Source organism: Methylobacterium sp. A52T, assembly GCF_053346095.1.
Genome location: NZ_JBKFBI010000049.1, coordinates 21,007 through 37,423 on the forward strand (window position 1 = coordinate 21,007; position 16,417 = coordinate 37,423).

A 16,417-nucleotide genomic window follows, 5' to 3' on the forward strand; every position below is an offset into this window, starting at 1 on the left:
GCGGAGCGTTCGATGACAGCGCGCAAGAGCCATCGCTGGACCACCAGCCTCGCCGCCCTTCTCGTCCTCGGGGTGCCGCTCGCCACGGGTCCGGCATTCGCGGCGGGCAAGGACGTCACTTACCGCGCGGCGCTCACCGGCGGCAGCGAGGTCCCGGCAACCGCGTCCTCCGGCAAGGGCGAGATCACCGCGACCTTCGATCCCGCCACCAAGCGCCTGAGCTGGTCGGGCCAGTACAGCGGCCTCACCGGGCCGGTCACGGCCGCCCATTTCCACGGGCCGGCCAAGGCGGGCGAGAATGCCGGCGTGCTCGTGCCGGTGACGGCGCCGAGCAGCCCCTTCACCGGCGAGGCGACTCTCGACGACGCCAAGGCCGCCGATCTCGAGGCGGGGAAGGTCTACTTCAACCTCCACACCGCCGCGAACCCCAAGGGCGAGATCCGCGGCCAGATGGAGCGCGCACCCTGATCCGCAACGCCGGGAGCCTCGACCTTCCCGGCCGCGCCCGGTAGGCGGATCCCCGTCCACCTGCCGGAGCCTTCGATGAAGCACACCGACGCCATCATCGCCTGGACGCCCGTCCGCTGGGCGGAACTGAAGCCGGAAACCGCCGGGCAGGTCGTCGTCCTGCCCGCGCCCGACGCGGCCGGAGAGGCCAAGCGCTACATGATGCGCGCCGGCGCGAGCTCGTCCGCCCTGGCCACCCTTTCGGAGGAGGCCCGCGTCGCGCGCCTGTTCATCGACTTCCAGACCTTGGTCGTCCGCGACGGGATCGACCCGCAGGTCGCCCACCGGGCGTTCCTGGCGATCGACGAGTACCGGTTCCGCATCGCCCCCGACACCGAGGGCGCGGAATTCGAGGACCCGCCCGAGGAAGATTAGCCCGAGCCCCGCAGGTGCGGCGCGCATCGCTCGCGGAAGCGTGAGAATTAAGAATACACAGACAGCGGGCGCGCCCTATCTCCCGGCGGGTCCTGAATCCGTCGGAGGCCGGCCATGCCCGTATCCCGTCGCGCCGTCATCGCCGCAGCCGCTTTCGCCCCGCTCGCCGGCCGCCTCGCCGCGGCGGCCGAGCCGCTGATCCGCCGCCCGATACCCTCCACCGGCGAGATGCTCCCGGCCATCGGGATCGGCACGTCCCGGCGCTACGAGGTCGAGCCGACGCCCGAGGCGGTGGCGCCCCTGAAGGAGGCGGTGAAGACCTTCGTCGCCCTCGGCGGATCGGTGATCGACACGGCCCCGAGCTACGGGACCGCCGAGGACGTCCTCGGCTTGATCCTGGCGGAGCCCGGCCTGCGCCAGAAGATCTTCCTCGCGAGCAAGGTCGACACGACCGGCCGCGACGCGACGCTCGCGGAGTTCGACCGATCGCTGAAGCGCATGAAGGTCGACACCCTCGACCTGGTGGCGGTCCACAACCTGATCGACGTGACCGCAAATCTGGCGGTCCTGCGCGATCTGAAGGCGCAGAAGCGCGTCCGGTACGTCGGCGTCACGGTCTGGCGCGACAACCAGCTCGACGCCCTGGAGGCCGTCATGAAGCGCGAGAGCCTCGACTTCATCCAGGTGAACTACGCCATCGACAACCGTGCCGCCGCGGAGCGCGTGCTTCCACTGGCCGCGGATCGCGGCGTGGCGGTGATGACCAACGTGCCGTTCGGCCGCGATCGCCTGTTCAAGGCGGTCCAGGGCAAGGAATTGCCGGCGGTCGCCAAGGATCTCGGCTGCGCGAGCTGGCCGCAGTTCTTCCTGAAATACGTGCTCGGCAACCCGGCCGTGACCTGCCCGATCCCCGGCATGGCGAAGGCCGCCTATGTCGAGGACAACCTCGCGGCCGCGCGGGGCAAGCTGCCCGACGCGGCGCAGCGCAAGCAGATGGAGACGTTCATCGATGCGGTCTGATCTCACCTCGCGCCGCGCGGCGCTCGCCCTCGCGGCCGGCCTCGCCTTGGCCGCCGCTCTTCCCGCGGCCGTGCCCGCCTCGGCCCAGGACGGCGCGAAGAAGATCCGGATCGGCGTGATCGGCGCCGGGAACATCGGCGGCACGATCGGGACGCTCTGGGTCAAGGACGGCCACGAGGTCATGTTCGCCTCCCGCCACCCTGAGCAGCTCGCCGCGATGGTCTCGGAGCTCGGGCCCAAGGCCAAGGCCGGCACACCCGAGGAGGCGATCAAGTTCGGCGACGCCGTGTTCATCGCCGTCCCCTACAAGGCCTATCCGGACCTCGCGAAGGAGATCGGCCCGTCCCTCGAGGGCAAGGTCGTCCTCGACGCCGGCAACGCCACGCAGAAGCGCGACGGGGCCCTCTACGACGAGGTCCAGGCCAGCGGGATCGGCGCGACCTCGGCCAAGTATTTCCCCGGTGCCAAGATCGTGCGCGCCTTCAACGCGGCCAATTACAAGGTCTTCGCCAAGGAGGGCGCGGACGGCGGCAAGGATCGTGCGGGCGGGCGGATGGCGATCCCGATCGCCGGGGACGACCCGGAGGCGCTGAAGGTCGCCGAGGGCCTTGTCCGCGACGCCGGCTTCGACCCGGTGGTCGTCGGCCCGCTCAAGGATGCCGACAAGTTCGCCATGGGCAGCCCGGGCTTCGGTCACGACGTGACCGCGCCGGAGATGCGCGAGAAACTCGGACTGGCGAAGTAGGCGCGTCGCCCGACCCTTCGCCGCGCTCCGCACCGGCGAGGGGTTCGACCGAGCCTTCCCCGAGGGAGGCCCGTCCGGGGAAGAAGCCCATTCCGGTGAGATCGGCCCATGCCTGAACCCGCCCGCGGCACGCTCGCGCGCCTGATCGACGTTCAGCCCGGCGAGGGCCGGGCGCTGGCCTGGTCGTGGGCCTACATCTTCTCGATCTTGGCCGCCTACTACGTCCTGCGCCCGATCCGGGACCAGATGGGCGTCGCCGGCGGCATCGAGAACCTGCCCTGGCTGTTCACCGCCACCCTCGTGGGGATGCTCGCCCTCAACCTGCCCTTCGCCTACTTGGTGAAGCGGATGCCGCGGGCGCGGTTCGTGCCGATCACCTATCGGTTCTTCGCGGCCAACATCCTGGCCTTCGCGCTGACGCTCTACCTCGCGCCCGCGGAGTGGGGCGTGTGGATCGGCCGGGTGTTCTTCGTCTGGCTGTCGATCTTCAACCTCTTCGTGGTCTCGATCTTCTGGGCGACGATCGTCGACGTGTTCTCGAACGCCCAGGGCAAGCGGCTGTTCGGATTCATCGCGGCCGGCGCGACGCTCGGCGCCATCGCGGGCTCGGCAACCACCGCGATCCTGGCCAAGAACGTCCCGACCTGGGGCCTGATGCTCTGCGCGGTGGTGCTCCTCGAGGTCGCAGTGTTCTGCATGCGCGGGCTCGCGGCGCTGTCGACGCAGCTCCATGAGGTACCGGGCCGGAACGGGGGCCCCGAGGACGGTCAGGACCGGACGATCGGCGGCAGCGTGCTCGCCGGCATCACCCGGACCCTCGCGTCGCCCTACCTGCTCAACATCTCGCTGTTCCTGCTGCTGTTCTCGGTGACCTCGACATTCCTGTACTTCGAGCAGGCGGGCATCGCGAAGCGGAGCTTCCCGGATCGCGGCGCGCAGACGGCGTTCTTCGCCAGCGTCGACCTCGCGGTGAACGTCCTCACGCTGGGCATCCAGCTGTTCCTCACGGGCCGGATCGTGAACCATATCGGCGTCGCCCTGACGCTGGCGATCCTCCCGGCCTTCAGCATCCTCGGCTTCGCGGCGCTCGCCCTATGGCCGACGATCGGCGTCATCGTGGCGTTCCAGGTGCTCCGCCGGGCCGGCAACTTCGCGATCGCCCGGCCGGTGCGCGAGGTGCTGTTCACCGTCGTTCCCCGGGAAGACCGCTACAAGGCCAAGAGCTTCATCGACACGGTGGTCTACCGGCTGGGCGATCAGGTCGGCGCGTGGTCGTTCACCGGCATCCAGGGCATGGGGCTCGGCAGCGCCAGCGTGGCCGGCGCCGCGATCCCTCTGTCGATGGCGTGGCTCGTGAACAGCGTCTGGCTCGGGCGCGCGCAGGAGCGGAGGCGGGCCGAGCAGGCGGCGGAGCCGGGCATCGAGCCCGAACGGACCGCGCCGGTCGACCGCGCGGCCGCTTCGCCCGGCGGGTGAGCGCCGTTTCGCCCCGCCTATCGATGCCGCATGAAGTCCCAGACCAGGTAGGCCGGGAACGGCAGCATGATCGCGAAGAAGATCCAGTCGAACATCTGAGGCATCAAGCCGTCTCCCGCTCGGTCCCCCCTGGTTCTACCGGCGTCCCGATGTGAAGTTCCGCGCGGCCGCGGCGGCCGTTAAGAGGCGGTTTACCCTGACGGGAGAGGTATCGCGCTCGTTCCGGGCGGGAGAGTGACATGGCGGGACCTGCATGGTCGGCGCCGCGACGCCGGCGGCGCGCCGCCGATCCCGCGTTGGCGGTGCTCGGGCTCCTCGCCCTGGCACCGGCGCCCGTCGCCGCGCAGGAGCCGCTCTACATCCGCATCCGCCCGCTGCCGGACGCCGAGGCGGCGCGCCTCGCCCGGGAGATGCTCTGGGCTCGCCGGCAGGCCCACGCCCGCGCGGTGATCGAATCGGTCTGCACCGGCTGCCTGGGCGCCTGGAAGCCCGAGCCGGCCCCGCAACCGACGCCTGCGCTCGCGCAGGACAGGATTGCGAACCTCACCGTTCCGATAGGGGTTGAACTCGACCCCGGCTCCGGGGCATCCGAGCCCGGTCCCGATCCATCGACCTCCGAGAGGCATCCATGACGCAAGCGCATCCGACCAGCGGCGCCGAGCCCGAAGTCGATTGCCCGGTGACCCTCGAGGTTCTGGGCTCCGTGTACCGGGCCGACGACTTCGACCTGCCGCTGATCCTGGAGCAGATCCCGCCGCTGAAGCGCGCGCAGCTCGCCGCCTACCTCTACGGCAAGAGCCACATGCACAAGCTCGGGCTGAAGGTCGCCCGCTCCTGCGAGCGCGACGACCTGATCCGCGTGGCGGGGGAGATCGGCTCGGTGATCCACGGCCAGGCGCACCTGAAGCCGTCTCGACCGACGCCCGAGCCCGCCCCGCAGCTGCGCGCCAAGACCCCGCCCGGCCAGAAGAAGGTGAGCCTCGCCGGCGCCGCTGCGAAGCCCGCGATCAGCCTCGGCGGCTCGGTTAAGGTCCGCAACTTCGACTGAGAACTGGCGCGCGTCGGGCCAGCCAAGACCGCCGCGTGCGGCTCGTCGCGCCGGCACCGACGGGGCGACGGCGACGCGCGGGATCGAACGGCCGGGTCCGGCATTCCGTCGGTGACGGCGCGTCGGAAGGCCGGACAATCCGGACTTGTGCGTTGCACGCGCCGCGGGCTTCGGATAATCGCCCGCGATGAACACCGACCACGACAAGATCCTGATCGTCGATTTCGGCTCTCAGGTGACGCAGCTCATCGCCCGCCGGGTGCGCGAGGAGGGCGTCTACTGCGAGATCGTGCCCTTCACGAAGGCCGAGGCCGCGTTCCGCGAGCAGAAGCCCAAGGGCGTGATCCTCTCCGGCGGCCCCGAATCGGTGACCGTCGAGGCCTCGCCCCGCGCGCCCCAGCTTGTGTTCGATTCGGGCGTCCCGGTCTTCGGCATCTGCTACGGCCAGCAGACCATGGCGGCCCAGCTCGGCGGCGCCGTCGAGGGCGGCCATCACGCGGAGTTCGGCCGCGCCGAGGTCGAGATCCTGGCCGACTGCCCGCTGTTCAAGGGCGTCTGGCACAAGGGGGAGAAGTACCCGGTCTGGATGAGCCACGGTGACCGCGTCACCAAGCTGCCGGACGGCTTCACCACCGTGGCGATCTCTCGGAATGCCCCCTTCGCGGCGGTGGCCGACGAGGCCCGCAATTACTACGCGGTCCAGTTCCACCCGGAGGTGGCGCACACGCCCCACGGCGCCCTGCTGATCCGCAACTTCGTGCGCGATGTCGCGGGCTGCTCGGGCGACTGGACCATGGGCGCCTACCGCGAGGAGGCCATCGCCAAGATCCGCGAGCAGGTCGGCTCCGAGAAGGTGATCTGCGGTCTGTCGGGCGGCGTCGATTCGGCCGTGGCGGCGGTGCTGATCCACGAGGCGATCGGCGATCAGCTGACCTGCGTGTTCGTCGACCACGGGCTCCTGCGCCTCGGCGAGGCCGAGCAGGTCGTGGCTTTGTTCCGCGACCACTACAACATCCCGCTGGTCCACGTGGAGGCGTCGGGGATGTTCCTCGCGGCTCTGGAGGGCGTCAGCGACCCGGAAATCAAGCGCAAGACGATCGGCCGCCTGTTCATCGACGTGTTCGAGGCTGAATCGAAGAAGATCGGCGGGGCGAAGTTCCTCGCGCAGGGCACGCTGTACCCGGACGTGATCGAGAGCGTGTCGTTCACCGGCGGCCCGTCGGTGACGATCAAGAGCCACCACAATGTCGGCGGCCTGCCCGAGCGCATGAACATGAAGCTCGTGGAGCCGCTGCGCGAGCTCTTCAAGGACGAGGTCCGGGTGCTCGGCAAGGAACTCGGCCTGCCCGAGGGCTTCGTCGGCCGCCACCCGTTCCCGGGCCCGGGCTTGGCGATCCGCTGCCCCGGCACCATCACGGGCGAGAAGCTGGAAGCCCTGCGCAAGGCCGACGCGATCTACCTCGACGAGATCCGGCAGGCCGGCCTCTACGACACGATCTGGCAGGCCTTCGCGGTGATCCTGCCGGTGAAGACCGTCGGCGTGATGGGCGACGGGCGCACCTACGACCACGTCTGCGCGCTGCGCGCCGTCACCTCGGTCGACGGCATGACCGCCGACTTCTACCCGTTCGACATGGCGTTCCTGGGCCGGGTCGCGACCCGGATCATCAACGAGGTGAAGGGCATCAACCGGGTGACCTACGACATCACGTCGAAGCCGCCCGGCACGATCGAGTGGGAGTGAACCGGCGTCCGGCCCGATCCCGCGCCGTCATCGCGAGCGGAGCGAAGCGACCCGGGGCAGCGTGACGCTTCGATCCGCGGCGCGATCCGGGATGGCTTCGCTGCGCTCGCAACGACGCGGCGCCGGCCCTCACGGGGTGCAGAGCGCCGGCTCGACCGCCTTCAGCGCCGGCCGGAACGCCGCGAGATGCAGCCCGTCGCGCAGGGCGCCGGGCTTGGCGTAGCCCGTATCGCCGTCGCGCAGGGCGGCGAACGGGTCCGTGAAGACGCAGCCGAGCCGCCCGCAGAGGTTCTGCAACCGGCGCGAGTAATCCGCGACCGCGCCGGCATCGACGAGCTTGCCGATCTCGCGACCGACCGGGGGGAGGGCGGTCACCACGACGCGCGGGCTGAGGGTCTGCAGCCGCTTGACGATCGTCTCGGCGGCGGCCTCGAACTGCTCCGTCGGTTTGTGCAGCTGCGGGGTGTTCTTTACCAGGATGTCGTTGGTCCCGATGGTCAGGACCGCGAGCCGGGGATGCACCTTGAAGGTCAGGCGCGCGAGGTAGTCCGCGTAGCTGCCCGCGGTCGCGCCGCTGATCCCGCCATTGAGGAAGTCGAGCCCGCAGGGCCGCTGGCTCCCGGGCTGCAGCTCCACCTGGGAATCGCCGGCCCAGAACACGTAGTCCGGCGGTGCCTCGTCGAGGCTGACCTGCACGGCGATCAGGCGCATCTCGGCGTAGGCCCGCGCGTCGGCCCCCGGCCGGTGCAGGCGCCACCCGACGAAGCCGCCGATCGCCAGGGAGGCGAGCCCGCCGAGAACGAGGAGAACGACGCGCTTCACGGCTCGGCCCCGGCCCGGTCGACCCGGGCGTCGGGCCGCGCGTCCGTCGAGGCGTAGTAGGGCTTGATGTCGAGGAGCGGTGTGCCGTCGAGGCAGTCGAGCCCGCGCACGCGGAGGGTGTCGCCGTCGCGGCCGAGCAGTTCCACGACCGACAGGGCGATCGGGTTGGGACGGGCGGGCGAGCGCAGGGAGAACGTGCCCCTGGGGCCGTCGGCGTGGCGCGGCCGCTGGATCACGAGGCTGCGGGTCGCCCGGTCCATCCAGTAGAGGAGGATCAGGTGCGTGCAGCCCGTGACGTTGCGCAGGCCGGGGGCGTAGGCCGGATCGACCTCGACGGTGCACATCGCGTCGGCCTGCAGGCCGTTCTTCGGACAGTCGGACCGCGCCTGCCAGGGCGTGCGCAGCCGGCCAATGAAGTGGAGACCCGCGTCAAAGGTCGCGGGCAGGGCAGCCCTCTCTTCACCGGGACGAGTCCCGAACTCGCCCGCGTCCAGCCCCGTGTCCATGCCCGCGTCCTCGCCGCCGCGCTCCGCGCCGGCCGGCTTGTCGGCCATGTGTCCGCGGCCCGCAACCCCGCATCTCGCCCCCGGATGGCGCGGGGTGTAGATCCGGCAGCAGGATCGGAGGCGACATGATCGAGCGGGAATTGCGGCCGATGCAGGCGGTGGCGGATGCCGCGACCGCCATCGACCGGCTGGTCGAGCTCTACGACGACGCGGCCGGCGCCCTGCGGACCGCGCTTGAGCGCTACCTCGCCGGCGGGCCGCCGCCGGACGCCACGGAGCGGCTCGCCTTCCGCTATCCGGAGCTGCGGATCAGCTACCGCCCGGACGGGCCGCTGCCCCGGGTCCGGCGCGCCACCGCCAAGCTCCAGGCCGCCGGCACCTACGCCACCACGGTCACGCATCCGGGACTCTTCCGGACCTACCTGACCCGCCAGCTGGAGCCGCTGATCGCCGACTACGGCATCGCCCTCGAGGTCGGTCTCAGCGCGCAGGAGATCCCCTATCCCTACGTGCTGGAGGCCGGGCTGGACGCGCGCGGGCGGACCGTCGACGGCGCGGACCTCGCCACCTACTTCCCGGTGCCGCTCCTGTCGCTCGTGGGCGACGAGATCGCGGACGGGCTGTTCGACCAGATCCCTGGCGAGCCGCTGCCCCTCGCGCTGTTCGACGCGGTGCGGGTCGATTACTCGCTCCGGCGCCTCGTCCATTACACCGGCTGCGACTGGCGCGACGTCCAGCCCTGGATCCTGCTCACCAACTATCACCGCTACGTCGACCAGTTCGTCCGCCACGGCCTGGAGCGGCTCGCCTCGGGCGCGGAGGGGTTCGAGCGGCTCGTCCTGCCGGGCGGCGTGTCCGTGACACGCGCCGAGGCAGCCGATGCCGACCCGGCCGCGGTGATCGCCGCCTCGCCCTGGCATCGCCACCAGATGCCGGCCTACCACTTGGTGGCGCGCGATTCCGACGGGACCCAGCAGGGCACGACGCTGGTCAATATCGGGGTCGGCCCCTCGAACGCGAAGACGATCACCGACCACTTGGCGGTCCTGCGCCCGGATTGCTGGCTGATGGTCGGCCATTGCGGCGGCCTTCGTCAGTCCCAGACGATCGGAGACTACGTGCTGGCGCACGCCTATCTCCGCCGCGACCGGATCCTCGACGAGCTCGTCCCGCCGGACGTGCCGGTGCCGGCCCTCGCCGAGGTGCAGGTCGCCCTTCAGGACGCTGCCGCCGCGGTGACGGGCGAGCAGGCCGACGCGCTCAAGCGGCGCCTGCGCACCGGCACGGTCGTGACCTACGACGACCGCAACTGGGAGCTGCGCTTCAGCCAGGAGCGGCGTCGGATCAACCAGTCCCGCGCGGTGGCAGTGGACATGGAGAGCGGCACCGTCGCCGCCCAGGGCTTCCGCCTGCGCGTACCCTACGGCGCGCTGCTCTGCGTCTCCGACAAGCCGCTCCACGGCGAGATCAAGCTGCCGGGCGCCGCCAACGCCTTCTACGATCGGGCGGTATCGGAGCATCTCCGGGTCGGACTGGCGGCCCTCGACGTCCTCCGGGCCGACCGGCAGGGTCTTCACTCCCGCAAGCTGCGAAGCTTCGACGAACCGCCTTTCCGGTAAGGGTCCGCGAAGCCTGTGAAGAGGCTCAGGCCCGCGCCGGGCAGCGCCGTGTCTCAGCGACCGACTGCCACGCCGTCAACAATACTCAAGCTTGGATACAGCCGTTGCGAGCAGTGTTGAGTGGTTAAGACACCACACATCAAGCTGAGCTTTCCCATGAATCGTATGGCACTCGTTTCAACCGCCCTCTTGGCGGCCGTCGCTTTCGCGCCGAGCGGCGCCGATGCTCGCGGCTTCGGCGGCGGTGGCTTCCACGGCGGCGGCTTCGGCGGGGGCGGATTCCACGGTGGCGGTTTCGGCGGCGGCTTCCGCGGCGGCAGTGTCGGCGGCGGATCGTTCCGGAACGGCGGCTTCGGCGGTGGCGCCTTCCAGAACGGGGGCGTCGGCGGGGCGCGGGTCGGCGGACTGGGCGGCGGCTTCCGCGGCGCCGGGCTCGGAGCGGCCGGCGTCGGCGGCGTCCGGACCGGCGGCCTGCGCACCGGCGGATATAACCAGGCTGGCCGGTTCGGCGGGATCGGAAATCGCGGGATCGCCGGTCGTGGCTTCGTCAACCGCGGCTATTACGGCCACCGCTACGGCCGCGGTGTCGGCTACGGGCTCGCCGGCCTCGGGCTCGGCCTCGGCGTCGGTTACGGCCTGGGCGGTCTCGACTACGGCTATGACAACTGCAACTACAATTACGGCTACGGCGCCTACGACCCGGCTGCCTGCAACAGCTATTACGGCTACGGCTACTGAGTCTGGAGGCGCGGGCGCCGTGCCCGCGCTCCCGCCCAGCGACGCGTCCGCGCCCGGCCCTGCAGGCCGGGCGTTCCCGTTCGGGCCCTCTGGCGCCAGTCGCGTCACGAGGCAACGTGGCGGCACGTCGATCGGCGCCGGCCTTCGCGAGCATCGGCGGCGAGACGCAGACCTGGAACCCAGGTCTGTGCCGCACTTGTCAGGGTCGGCGTCCCCGGCGCCCGGCCTCCGCCGCGCGATCTGCAGGTGACGGGGGCAGTCGCCGCCGACGAAGCCGGAAGCGTCCGCAGCCTTCGCGGCTCACGAAGGCTTGCTCAACATCTCCCGAATTGCGAACCGTTCCAATTGGATGAGGATGCCGCCTCCGGCGTGGCGTGGGGCGGAGACGATCGCGGTGGGCGGCGAGGGACTGGTTGCGGCGACGGCGGCGCTGCTCGTGCTCTGCATGGGCCTGTGGGCGACCGCGCTGCTGCCCGAGATCGTCACGGCACTCGCCTTCTTCGGACTGGCGATGCTGCTGCGGCTGGGCTCGGCCGCGACCGTGTTCTCGGGCTTCTCGTCCTCCGCCTTCTGGCTGGTCCTGTCCGGCATGGTGGTGGGGCAGGGCATAACCCGGACCGGCCTGGGCGCCCGGATGGCGCGGACCCTCGCCCTGCGGCTCTCGGGCTCCTACGGTCGGTTCATCGCCGGGCTGGTGATGCTCAGCTTCCTCATCGCCTTCGTCATGCCGTCGAATCTGGGCCGCATCGCCCTGATGATCCCCGTGACCCTGGCCCTCTGCGACGCCTTCGGCCTCGCGGCCGGGCGCCCGGGGCGGACGGGTGCGGTCCTGGCCGTCGGCCTCGCCACGCCGATCCTGTCGGCGGCGATCCTGCCCGCCAACGTCCCGAATCTCGTGATGGCCGGCTCGGCCGAGCACCTGCTCGGCCTGCACCTGTCGTACCTCTCCTACCTCCTCCTGCACGCTCCGGTCCTGGCGCTGGTGAAGGGCGTGCTGCTCGTCGCCCTCATCGTCCGGCTGTTCCCGGACGACCTCGGCTCCGCCGCTCCGGCCCTGCCGGACCTTCCCCCGCTCGCCGCGCCCGAGCGGCGCCTCGCGGTGATCCTCGCCTGCACGCTGATCCTCTGGATGACCGACAGCCTCCACGGCCTCGCCCCCGCCTGGGTCGGCCTCGCCGCCGCGGTCGTCTGCCTGCTGCCGCGGATCGGGGTCCTGCCGCCGGAGGCGTTCCAGCAGGTGAACCTGCGAACCTGCTTCTACATCGCGGCGCTGCTCGGCCTCGTCGCCCTGGTCAACGAGACCGGGCTCGGCGAGCGCCTCGGCCATCTGCTGTTGACCGTCGCCCCCCTGGCGCACGACGCGCCGACGCAGAACTTCGCGGTGCTCACCGGCATCGCCACGGTGCTGACCCTCCTCGTCACCGCCAACGGCGCCCCGGCCCTGTACACGGCGCTCGCGGGCGAGATGTCGGAGGCGAGCGGGCTGTCACCCTTCGCGGTCGTCTCGCTGCAGGTGATCGGCTACTCGACCCTGTTCTTCCCCTATCAAGCGCCCCCGATCGTGTTCGCCAGCGAGCTCGGGCGGGTCCGTCTCCGGGACGCGACCCGGCTCACCCTGAGCTTCGGTTTCCTGTCACTCCTGGTGGCTGCGCCCCTCGACTACGCGTGGTGGCGCATCCTGGGGCAGCTGAAGTGACAGAATCGGCAAAGTGTCGTCCCAGAGGGCACATTGCGCCGCACCATGACGGATTGCGGGTTGCCCGCTCAGGCTCTAGCGCTACCAGATTAGAGACGGTCCAGTTCGCAGCTGCGAGGCTTCAACACGATGGCACCCACCGCCCGCCCGACAGTGGCTCAGCCCATGTCGCCGCATCTCCAGATCTATCGCTGGACCTGGACGATGGCGATGTCGGTGTTCCACCGCATCACCGGCACCGCGCTCTACGGCGGGACTGCTCTCGTCGCGATCTGGCTCGTGGCTCTGGCCTCGGGACCGGCCGGCTACTCTTACGTGGCCGGGTTCTTCGGCTCGATCTTCGGGCGCCTGATCCTGTTCGTCTACACGTGGATCCTGATGCACCACATGCTCGGCGGCATCCGGCACCTGATCTGGGACACCGGCGTCGGCTTCGACCGGGAGAAGCGCCTCTCGATGGCCCGGCTGACGCTGATCGGCTCGGTGGCCCTCACCCTCGTCATCTGGGCGGTCGCCCTTCTGGTCCGCTGAGGAGGACGACATGGCTAAGGAAGAGGTCCGGCAGGACACGCGCGTCTCGATCCGCACGCCGCGCGCCCGCGTGCGCGGCCTGGGCGTCTCCCATCACGGCGCCGGGCACTGGTGGCTGCAGCGGCTGACCGCCGTCGCCAACGTCGTGCTGATGCTGAGCTTCGTGGTGATCATCGCCAAGATGGCGGGCCGCGGCTACGCGGAGGCGCGGCTCCTCGTCGCGACCCCTCTGGTCTCGATCCTCCTGATCCTGGCGCTACTGTCGGTCACGGTCCACATGCGCCTCGGCATGCAGGTGATCATCGAGGACTACGTGCACGCGCCGGCGACGAAGATCGCGGCGGTGTTCGCCAACAACGCCTACGCGGTCGTCGTGGCCGTCGCCTGCCTCTACGCGGTCCTGCGCATCGGCTTCGGACAGCCGGCCTGACCCCGCCAACATCGATCTCGAGGAGCCGAACATGGCCGCCAACGGCACCAACGGCAGCGGGCCTGCCTACACCATCCACGATCACGCCTTCGACGTCGTGATCGTCGGCGCGGGCGGCGCGGGACTGCGCGCCACGGTGGGCTGCTCGGAAGCGGGCCTGCGCACCGCCTGCATCACCAAGGTGTTCCCGACGCGCTCGCACACGGTGGCGGCGCAGGGCGGCATCTCGGCCTCGCTGGGCAACATGGGCCCGGACGACTGGCGCTGGCACATGTACGACACCGTGAAGGGATCGGACTGGCTCGGCGACCAGGACGCCATCGAGTACCTCGTGCGCAACGCGCCCGCCGCCGTATACGAGCTGGAGCACTGGGGCGTGCCGTTCTCCCGCACGGAGGAGGGCAAGATCTACCAGCGCCCGTTCGGCGGCATGACGACCGATTACGGCAAGGGCACCGCCCAGCGCACCTGCGCGGCGGCCGACCGGACCGGCCACGCCATGCTGCACACCCTCTACGGTCAGGCGGTGAAGAACCAGACCGACTTCTTCATCGAGTACTTCGCCCTCGACTTGATCATGGACGACGAGGGCCGCTGCCGCGGCGTCATCGCCCTCGATCAGGCCACCGGCGAGATCCACCGCTTCCGCGCCCAGATGACCATCCTGGCGACCGGCGGCTACGGCCGCGCCTACTTCTCGGCGACCTCCGCCCATACCTGCACGGGCGACGGAAACGCCATGGTGCTGCGCGCCGGCCTGCCGCTGCAGGACATGGAGTTCGTGCAGTTCCACCCGACCGGCATCTACGGCGCCGGCTGCCTGATCACCGAGGGCTCCCGCGGCGAGGGCGGCTACCTCACCAATTCCGAGGGCGAGCGCTTCATGGAGCGCTACGCGCCGTCGGCGAAGGACCTCGCCTCGCGCGACGTGGTCTCGCGCTCCATGACCATGGAGATCCGCGACGGCCGCGGCGTCGGCAAGAACAAGGACCACATCTACCTGCACCTCGACCACCTGGACCCGAAGATCCTGCACGAGCGCCTGCCGGGCATCTCGGAATCCGCGCGGATCTTCGCGGGCGTCGACGTGACCAAGGAGCCGATCCCTGTCATCCCGACCGTCCACTACAACATGGGCGGCATCCCCACGAACTATCACGGCGAGGTGCTGACGCTGCGCGACGGCAACCCCGACACGGTGGTCGCGGGGCTGATGGCGATCGGCGAGGCGGCCTGCGTCTCCGTCCACGGCGCCAATCGCCTGGGCTCGAACTCGCTGATCGACCTCGTGGTCTTCGGCCGCGCCGCCGGCAAGCGCTGCGCCGAGATCGTCGAGCCGAACGGCCGGGCCATGGAGCTGCCCAAGGGTGCGACCGACAAGGCCCTCGAGCGCCTCGACCGGTTCCGCTACGCCAACGGCTCGACGCCGACCGCGGAGTTGCGCGCCGAGATGCAGAAGACGATGCAGAACAACTGCGCCGTGTTCCGCACCGGCGAGGTGCTGGAGGAGGGCAAGGGCCTGATCCACAAGGTCTGGAACGCCGCCGCCGACGTGAAGGTCACCGACCGGTCGCTGGTCTGGAACACCGACCTCCTGGAGACCCTGGAATTCGACAACCTGATCGGCCAGGCGGTGGTGACGATGGAATCGGCCGCCAACCGCACGGAGTCCCGCGGCGCCCACGCGCGCGAGGACTTCCCGGACCGCGACGACAAAGACTGGATGAAGCACACCCTGTCCTGGCTCGACGAGGGTCAGCAGCAGGTGGTTATCGATTACCGCCCGGTCCACACCTACACGATGTCCAACGAGATCCAGTACATCGAGCCTAAAGCGCGCGTGTACTGATCTGCAACTCTGCACCACGACTGCGGCGGCGGGGCCTCACCCCTCCGGCCGCCGCGTCCTGCTCTAGCGGAAGCCGTCGAGAACCATGGCTCAGTTCAACCTTCCGAAGAATTCCCAGATCACCCAGGGCAAGTCCTGGCCGGCCCCGCCCGGCGCCAGGAACCTGCAGACCTTCAAGATCTACCGCTGGAACCCGGATGACGGGGCCAACCCGCGGATCGACACCTACCAGGTCGACCGCGAGGATTGCGGCCCGATGGTCCTCGACGCGCTGCTGTGGATCAAGAACAAGGTCGACTCGACGCTGGTCTTCCGCCGCTCCTGCCGCGAGGGAATCTGCGGCTCCTGCGCGATGAACATCGAGGGCCAGAACGCGCTGGCCTGCACGATGGGCATCGACGAGTGCAAGAGCCCCGACAACGCCCTGCCAGTGATGACCCGCAAGGACAAGGACGGTGCGATCCGGATCTACCCGCTGCCGCACATGCCGGTCCTGAAGGACCTCGTGCCGGACCTGACGAACTTCTACGCCCAGCACGCCGCCATCGAGCCTTGGCTCCAGACCGAGACGCCCGCGCCCGAGAAGGAGTGGCGCCAGACGCCGGAGGACCGCTCCCGCCTCGACGGGCTCTACGAGTGCATCCTGTGCGCGTGCTGCACCACGTCGTGCCCGAGCTACTGGTGGAACGGCGATAAGTTCCTCGGCCCGGCGGCCCTGCTGCAGGCCTATCGCTGGCTGATCGACTCGCGCGACGAGAACACCGGTCACCGCCTCGACGGCCTGCACGACCCGTTCCGCCTGTATCGCTGCCACACGATCATGAACTGCGCCAACACCTGCCCGAAGAGCCTGAACCCGGCGAAGGCCATCGCCGAGATCAAGAAGATGATGGTCGAGCGCACGCTCTGATCGCGCAGTCGTGCCGGGTGTTGAGGCCTGAGGGCCACACCCGGCCGAAAAGGCCGGCTCTCCGCAGCAGAGTCGGTCCGGGCCGAGAGGGCTGCCTTGCGGTCAGCGCAATTGCCACGGAGTCAGGATCGAAGCGCCTCCGCGCCGTGAATCCTGACCCGAAGTGGACCGATGCTGCGCCCGAGCCTGTCGACGTTCGCCGTTCTCTGTCTGGCCGCCAGCCTCGGCGCCTGCGCCTCCAGCCGCCTCGACGGGCCGCGCACCCGGGGGCCGTCGCCCCAGGCGTCCCTGGACACCGTGCCGGCCATGCCGTCGGGCACGGTGACGGCGGCCCCGCTGGCGCCGCCGCCCGGCGTCGCGGCGAGCCCCGACGCGCCGCCCCCGCCCGGCGCCCAGGCGGC

At 70.3% G+C, this 16,417-nt stretch carries 17 protein-coding genes and 1 pseudogene; 16 read left to right on the top strand and 2 right to left on the bottom strand.

Going from position 1 to position 16,417, the window contains the following annotated elements; all coding sequences use genetic code 11:
• Positions 1-12 precede the first annotated feature (12 nt).
• The 8 genes from ACLBYE_RS14125 (at position 13) to guaA (ending at position 6,915) form a co-directional block, all read left to right on the top strand.
• The gene (locus ACLBYE_RS14125; protein ID WP_447694657.1) at positions 13-468 is read left to right on the top strand and encodes a CHRD domain-containing protein; all 456 of its coding nucleotides are present in this window, start codon (positions 13-15) and stop codon (positions 466-468) included.
• A 75-nt stretch (positions 469-543) separates the two neighbouring features.
• Positions 544-882, top strand: a complete 339-nt coding sequence (locus ACLBYE_RS14130; RefSeq protein WP_447694658.1) for a hypothetical protein — start codon at positions 544-546, stop codon at positions 880-882.
• 114 nt (positions 883-996) lie between these two features.
• The gene (locus ACLBYE_RS14135) at positions 997-1,902 is read left to right on the top strand and encodes an aldo/keto reductase (protein ID WP_447694659.1); all 906 of its coding nucleotides are present in this window, start codon (positions 997-999) and stop codon (positions 1,900-1,902) included.
• Entirely contained in the window at positions 1,892-2,647 is a 756-nt protein-coding gene (locus tag ACLBYE_RS14140) for an NADPH-dependent F420 reductase (RefSeq protein ID WP_447694660.1), read from the top strand. Before ACLBYE_RS14135 ends, ACLBYE_RS14140 begins: the two co-directional genes overlap by 11 nt.
• 108 nt (positions 2,648-2,755) lie before the next feature.
• Positions 2,756-4,123 (top strand): NTP/NDP exchange transporter, encoded by a 1,368-nt coding sequence (locus ACLBYE_RS14145; protein ID WP_447694661.1) that lies wholly within the window; start codon positions 2,756-2,758, stop codon positions 4,121-4,123.
• Between the two features lie 239 nt (positions 4,124-4,362).
• Positions 4,363-4,755 (top strand): hypothetical protein, encoded by a 393-nt coding sequence (locus tag ACLBYE_RS14150; RefSeq protein WP_447694662.1) that lies wholly within the window; start codon positions 4,363-4,365, stop codon positions 4,753-4,755.
• Positions 4,752-5,171, top strand: a complete 420-nt coding sequence (locus ACLBYE_RS14155) for a hypothetical protein (protein ID WP_447694663.1) — start codon at positions 4,752-4,754, stop codon at positions 5,169-5,171. Before ACLBYE_RS14150 ends, ACLBYE_RS14155 begins: the two co-directional genes overlap by 4 nt.
• A 187-nt stretch (positions 5,172-5,358) precedes the next feature.
• Positions 5,359-6,915 carry a glutamine-hydrolyzing GMP synthase gene (gene guaA, locus ACLBYE_RS14160; protein WP_012317458.1) on the top strand — a complete coding sequence of 519 codons (1,557 nt, stop codon included), beginning with the start codon at positions 5,359-5,361 and terminating at the stop codon, positions 6,913-6,915.
• 129 nt (positions 6,916-7,044) lie between these two features.
• Here the strand turns inward: guaA and ACLBYE_RS14165 are convergent, their stop codons facing one another.
• Positions 7,045-7,737 (bottom strand): SGNH/GDSL hydrolase family protein, encoded by a 693-nt coding sequence (locus ACLBYE_RS14165; protein ID WP_447694664.1) that lies wholly within the window; start codon positions 7,735-7,737, stop codon positions 7,045-7,047.
• Entirely contained in the window at positions 7,734-8,243 is a 510-nt protein-coding gene (tsaA, locus tag ACLBYE_RS14170) for a tRNA (N6-threonylcarbamoyladenosine(37)-N6)-methyltransferase TrmO (protein WP_447694669.1), read from the bottom strand. The genes ACLBYE_RS14165 and tsaA overlap by 4 nt, the downstream gene beginning before the upstream one ends.
• 125 nt (positions 8,244-8,368) lie before the next feature.
• On the opposite strand from tsaA, the gene ACLBYE_RS14175 reads away from it, so the two are divergent.
• The 8 genes and pseudogenes from ACLBYE_RS14175 to ACLBYE_RS14210 form a co-directional block, all read left to right on the top strand.
• Entirely contained in the window at positions 8,369-9,862 is a 1,494-nt protein-coding gene (locus tag ACLBYE_RS14175; protein ID WP_447694665.1) for an AMP nucleosidase, read from the top strand.
• 165 nt (positions 9,863-10,027) lie between these two features.
• On the top strand, positions 10,028-10,600 hold the full coding sequence (locus ACLBYE_RS14180) for a hypothetical protein (RefSeq protein ID WP_447694666.1): 573 nt from the start codon (positions 10,028-10,030) through the stop codon (positions 10,598-10,600).
• Positions 10,601-10,955: 355 nt separating this feature from the next.
• On the top strand, positions 10,956-12,296 hold the full coding sequence (locus tag ACLBYE_RS14185; RefSeq protein ID WP_447694667.1) for an SLC13 family permease: 1,341 nt from the start codon (positions 10,956-10,958) through the stop codon (positions 12,294-12,296).
• Between the two features lie 129 nt (positions 12,297-12,425).
• Positions 12,426-12,827, top strand: a complete 402-nt coding sequence (gene sdhC / locus ACLBYE_RS14190) for a succinate dehydrogenase, cytochrome b556 subunit (RefSeq protein WP_026604731.1) — start codon at positions 12,426-12,428, stop codon at positions 12,825-12,827.
• A gap of 10 nt (positions 12,828-12,837) precedes the next feature.
• The gene (gene sdhD, locus ACLBYE_RS14195; RefSeq protein WP_266285010.1) at positions 12,838-13,257 is read left to right on the top strand and encodes a succinate dehydrogenase, hydrophobic membrane anchor protein; all 420 of its coding nucleotides are present in this window, start codon (positions 12,838-12,840) and stop codon (positions 13,255-13,257) included.
• A gap of 31 nt (positions 13,258-13,288) precedes the next feature.
• A complete protein-coding gene (gene sdhA / locus ACLBYE_RS14200) occupies positions 13,289-15,106 on the top strand; it encodes a succinate dehydrogenase flavoprotein subunit (RefSeq protein ID WP_447694668.1) in 1,818 nt (605 codons plus the stop codon).
• An 85-nt stretch (positions 15,107-15,191) separates the two neighbouring features.
• The gene (locus ACLBYE_RS14205) at positions 15,192-16,016 is read left to right on the top strand and encodes a succinate dehydrogenase iron-sulfur subunit (protein ID WP_024831121.1); all 825 of its coding nucleotides are present in this window, start codon (positions 15,192-15,194) and stop codon (positions 16,014-16,016) included.
• 171 nt (positions 16,017-16,187) lie between these two features.
• Positions 16,188-16,417 (top strand): annotated as a pseudogene (locus ACLBYE_RS14210) (AprI/Inh family metalloprotease inhibitor); the annotation flags it as partial.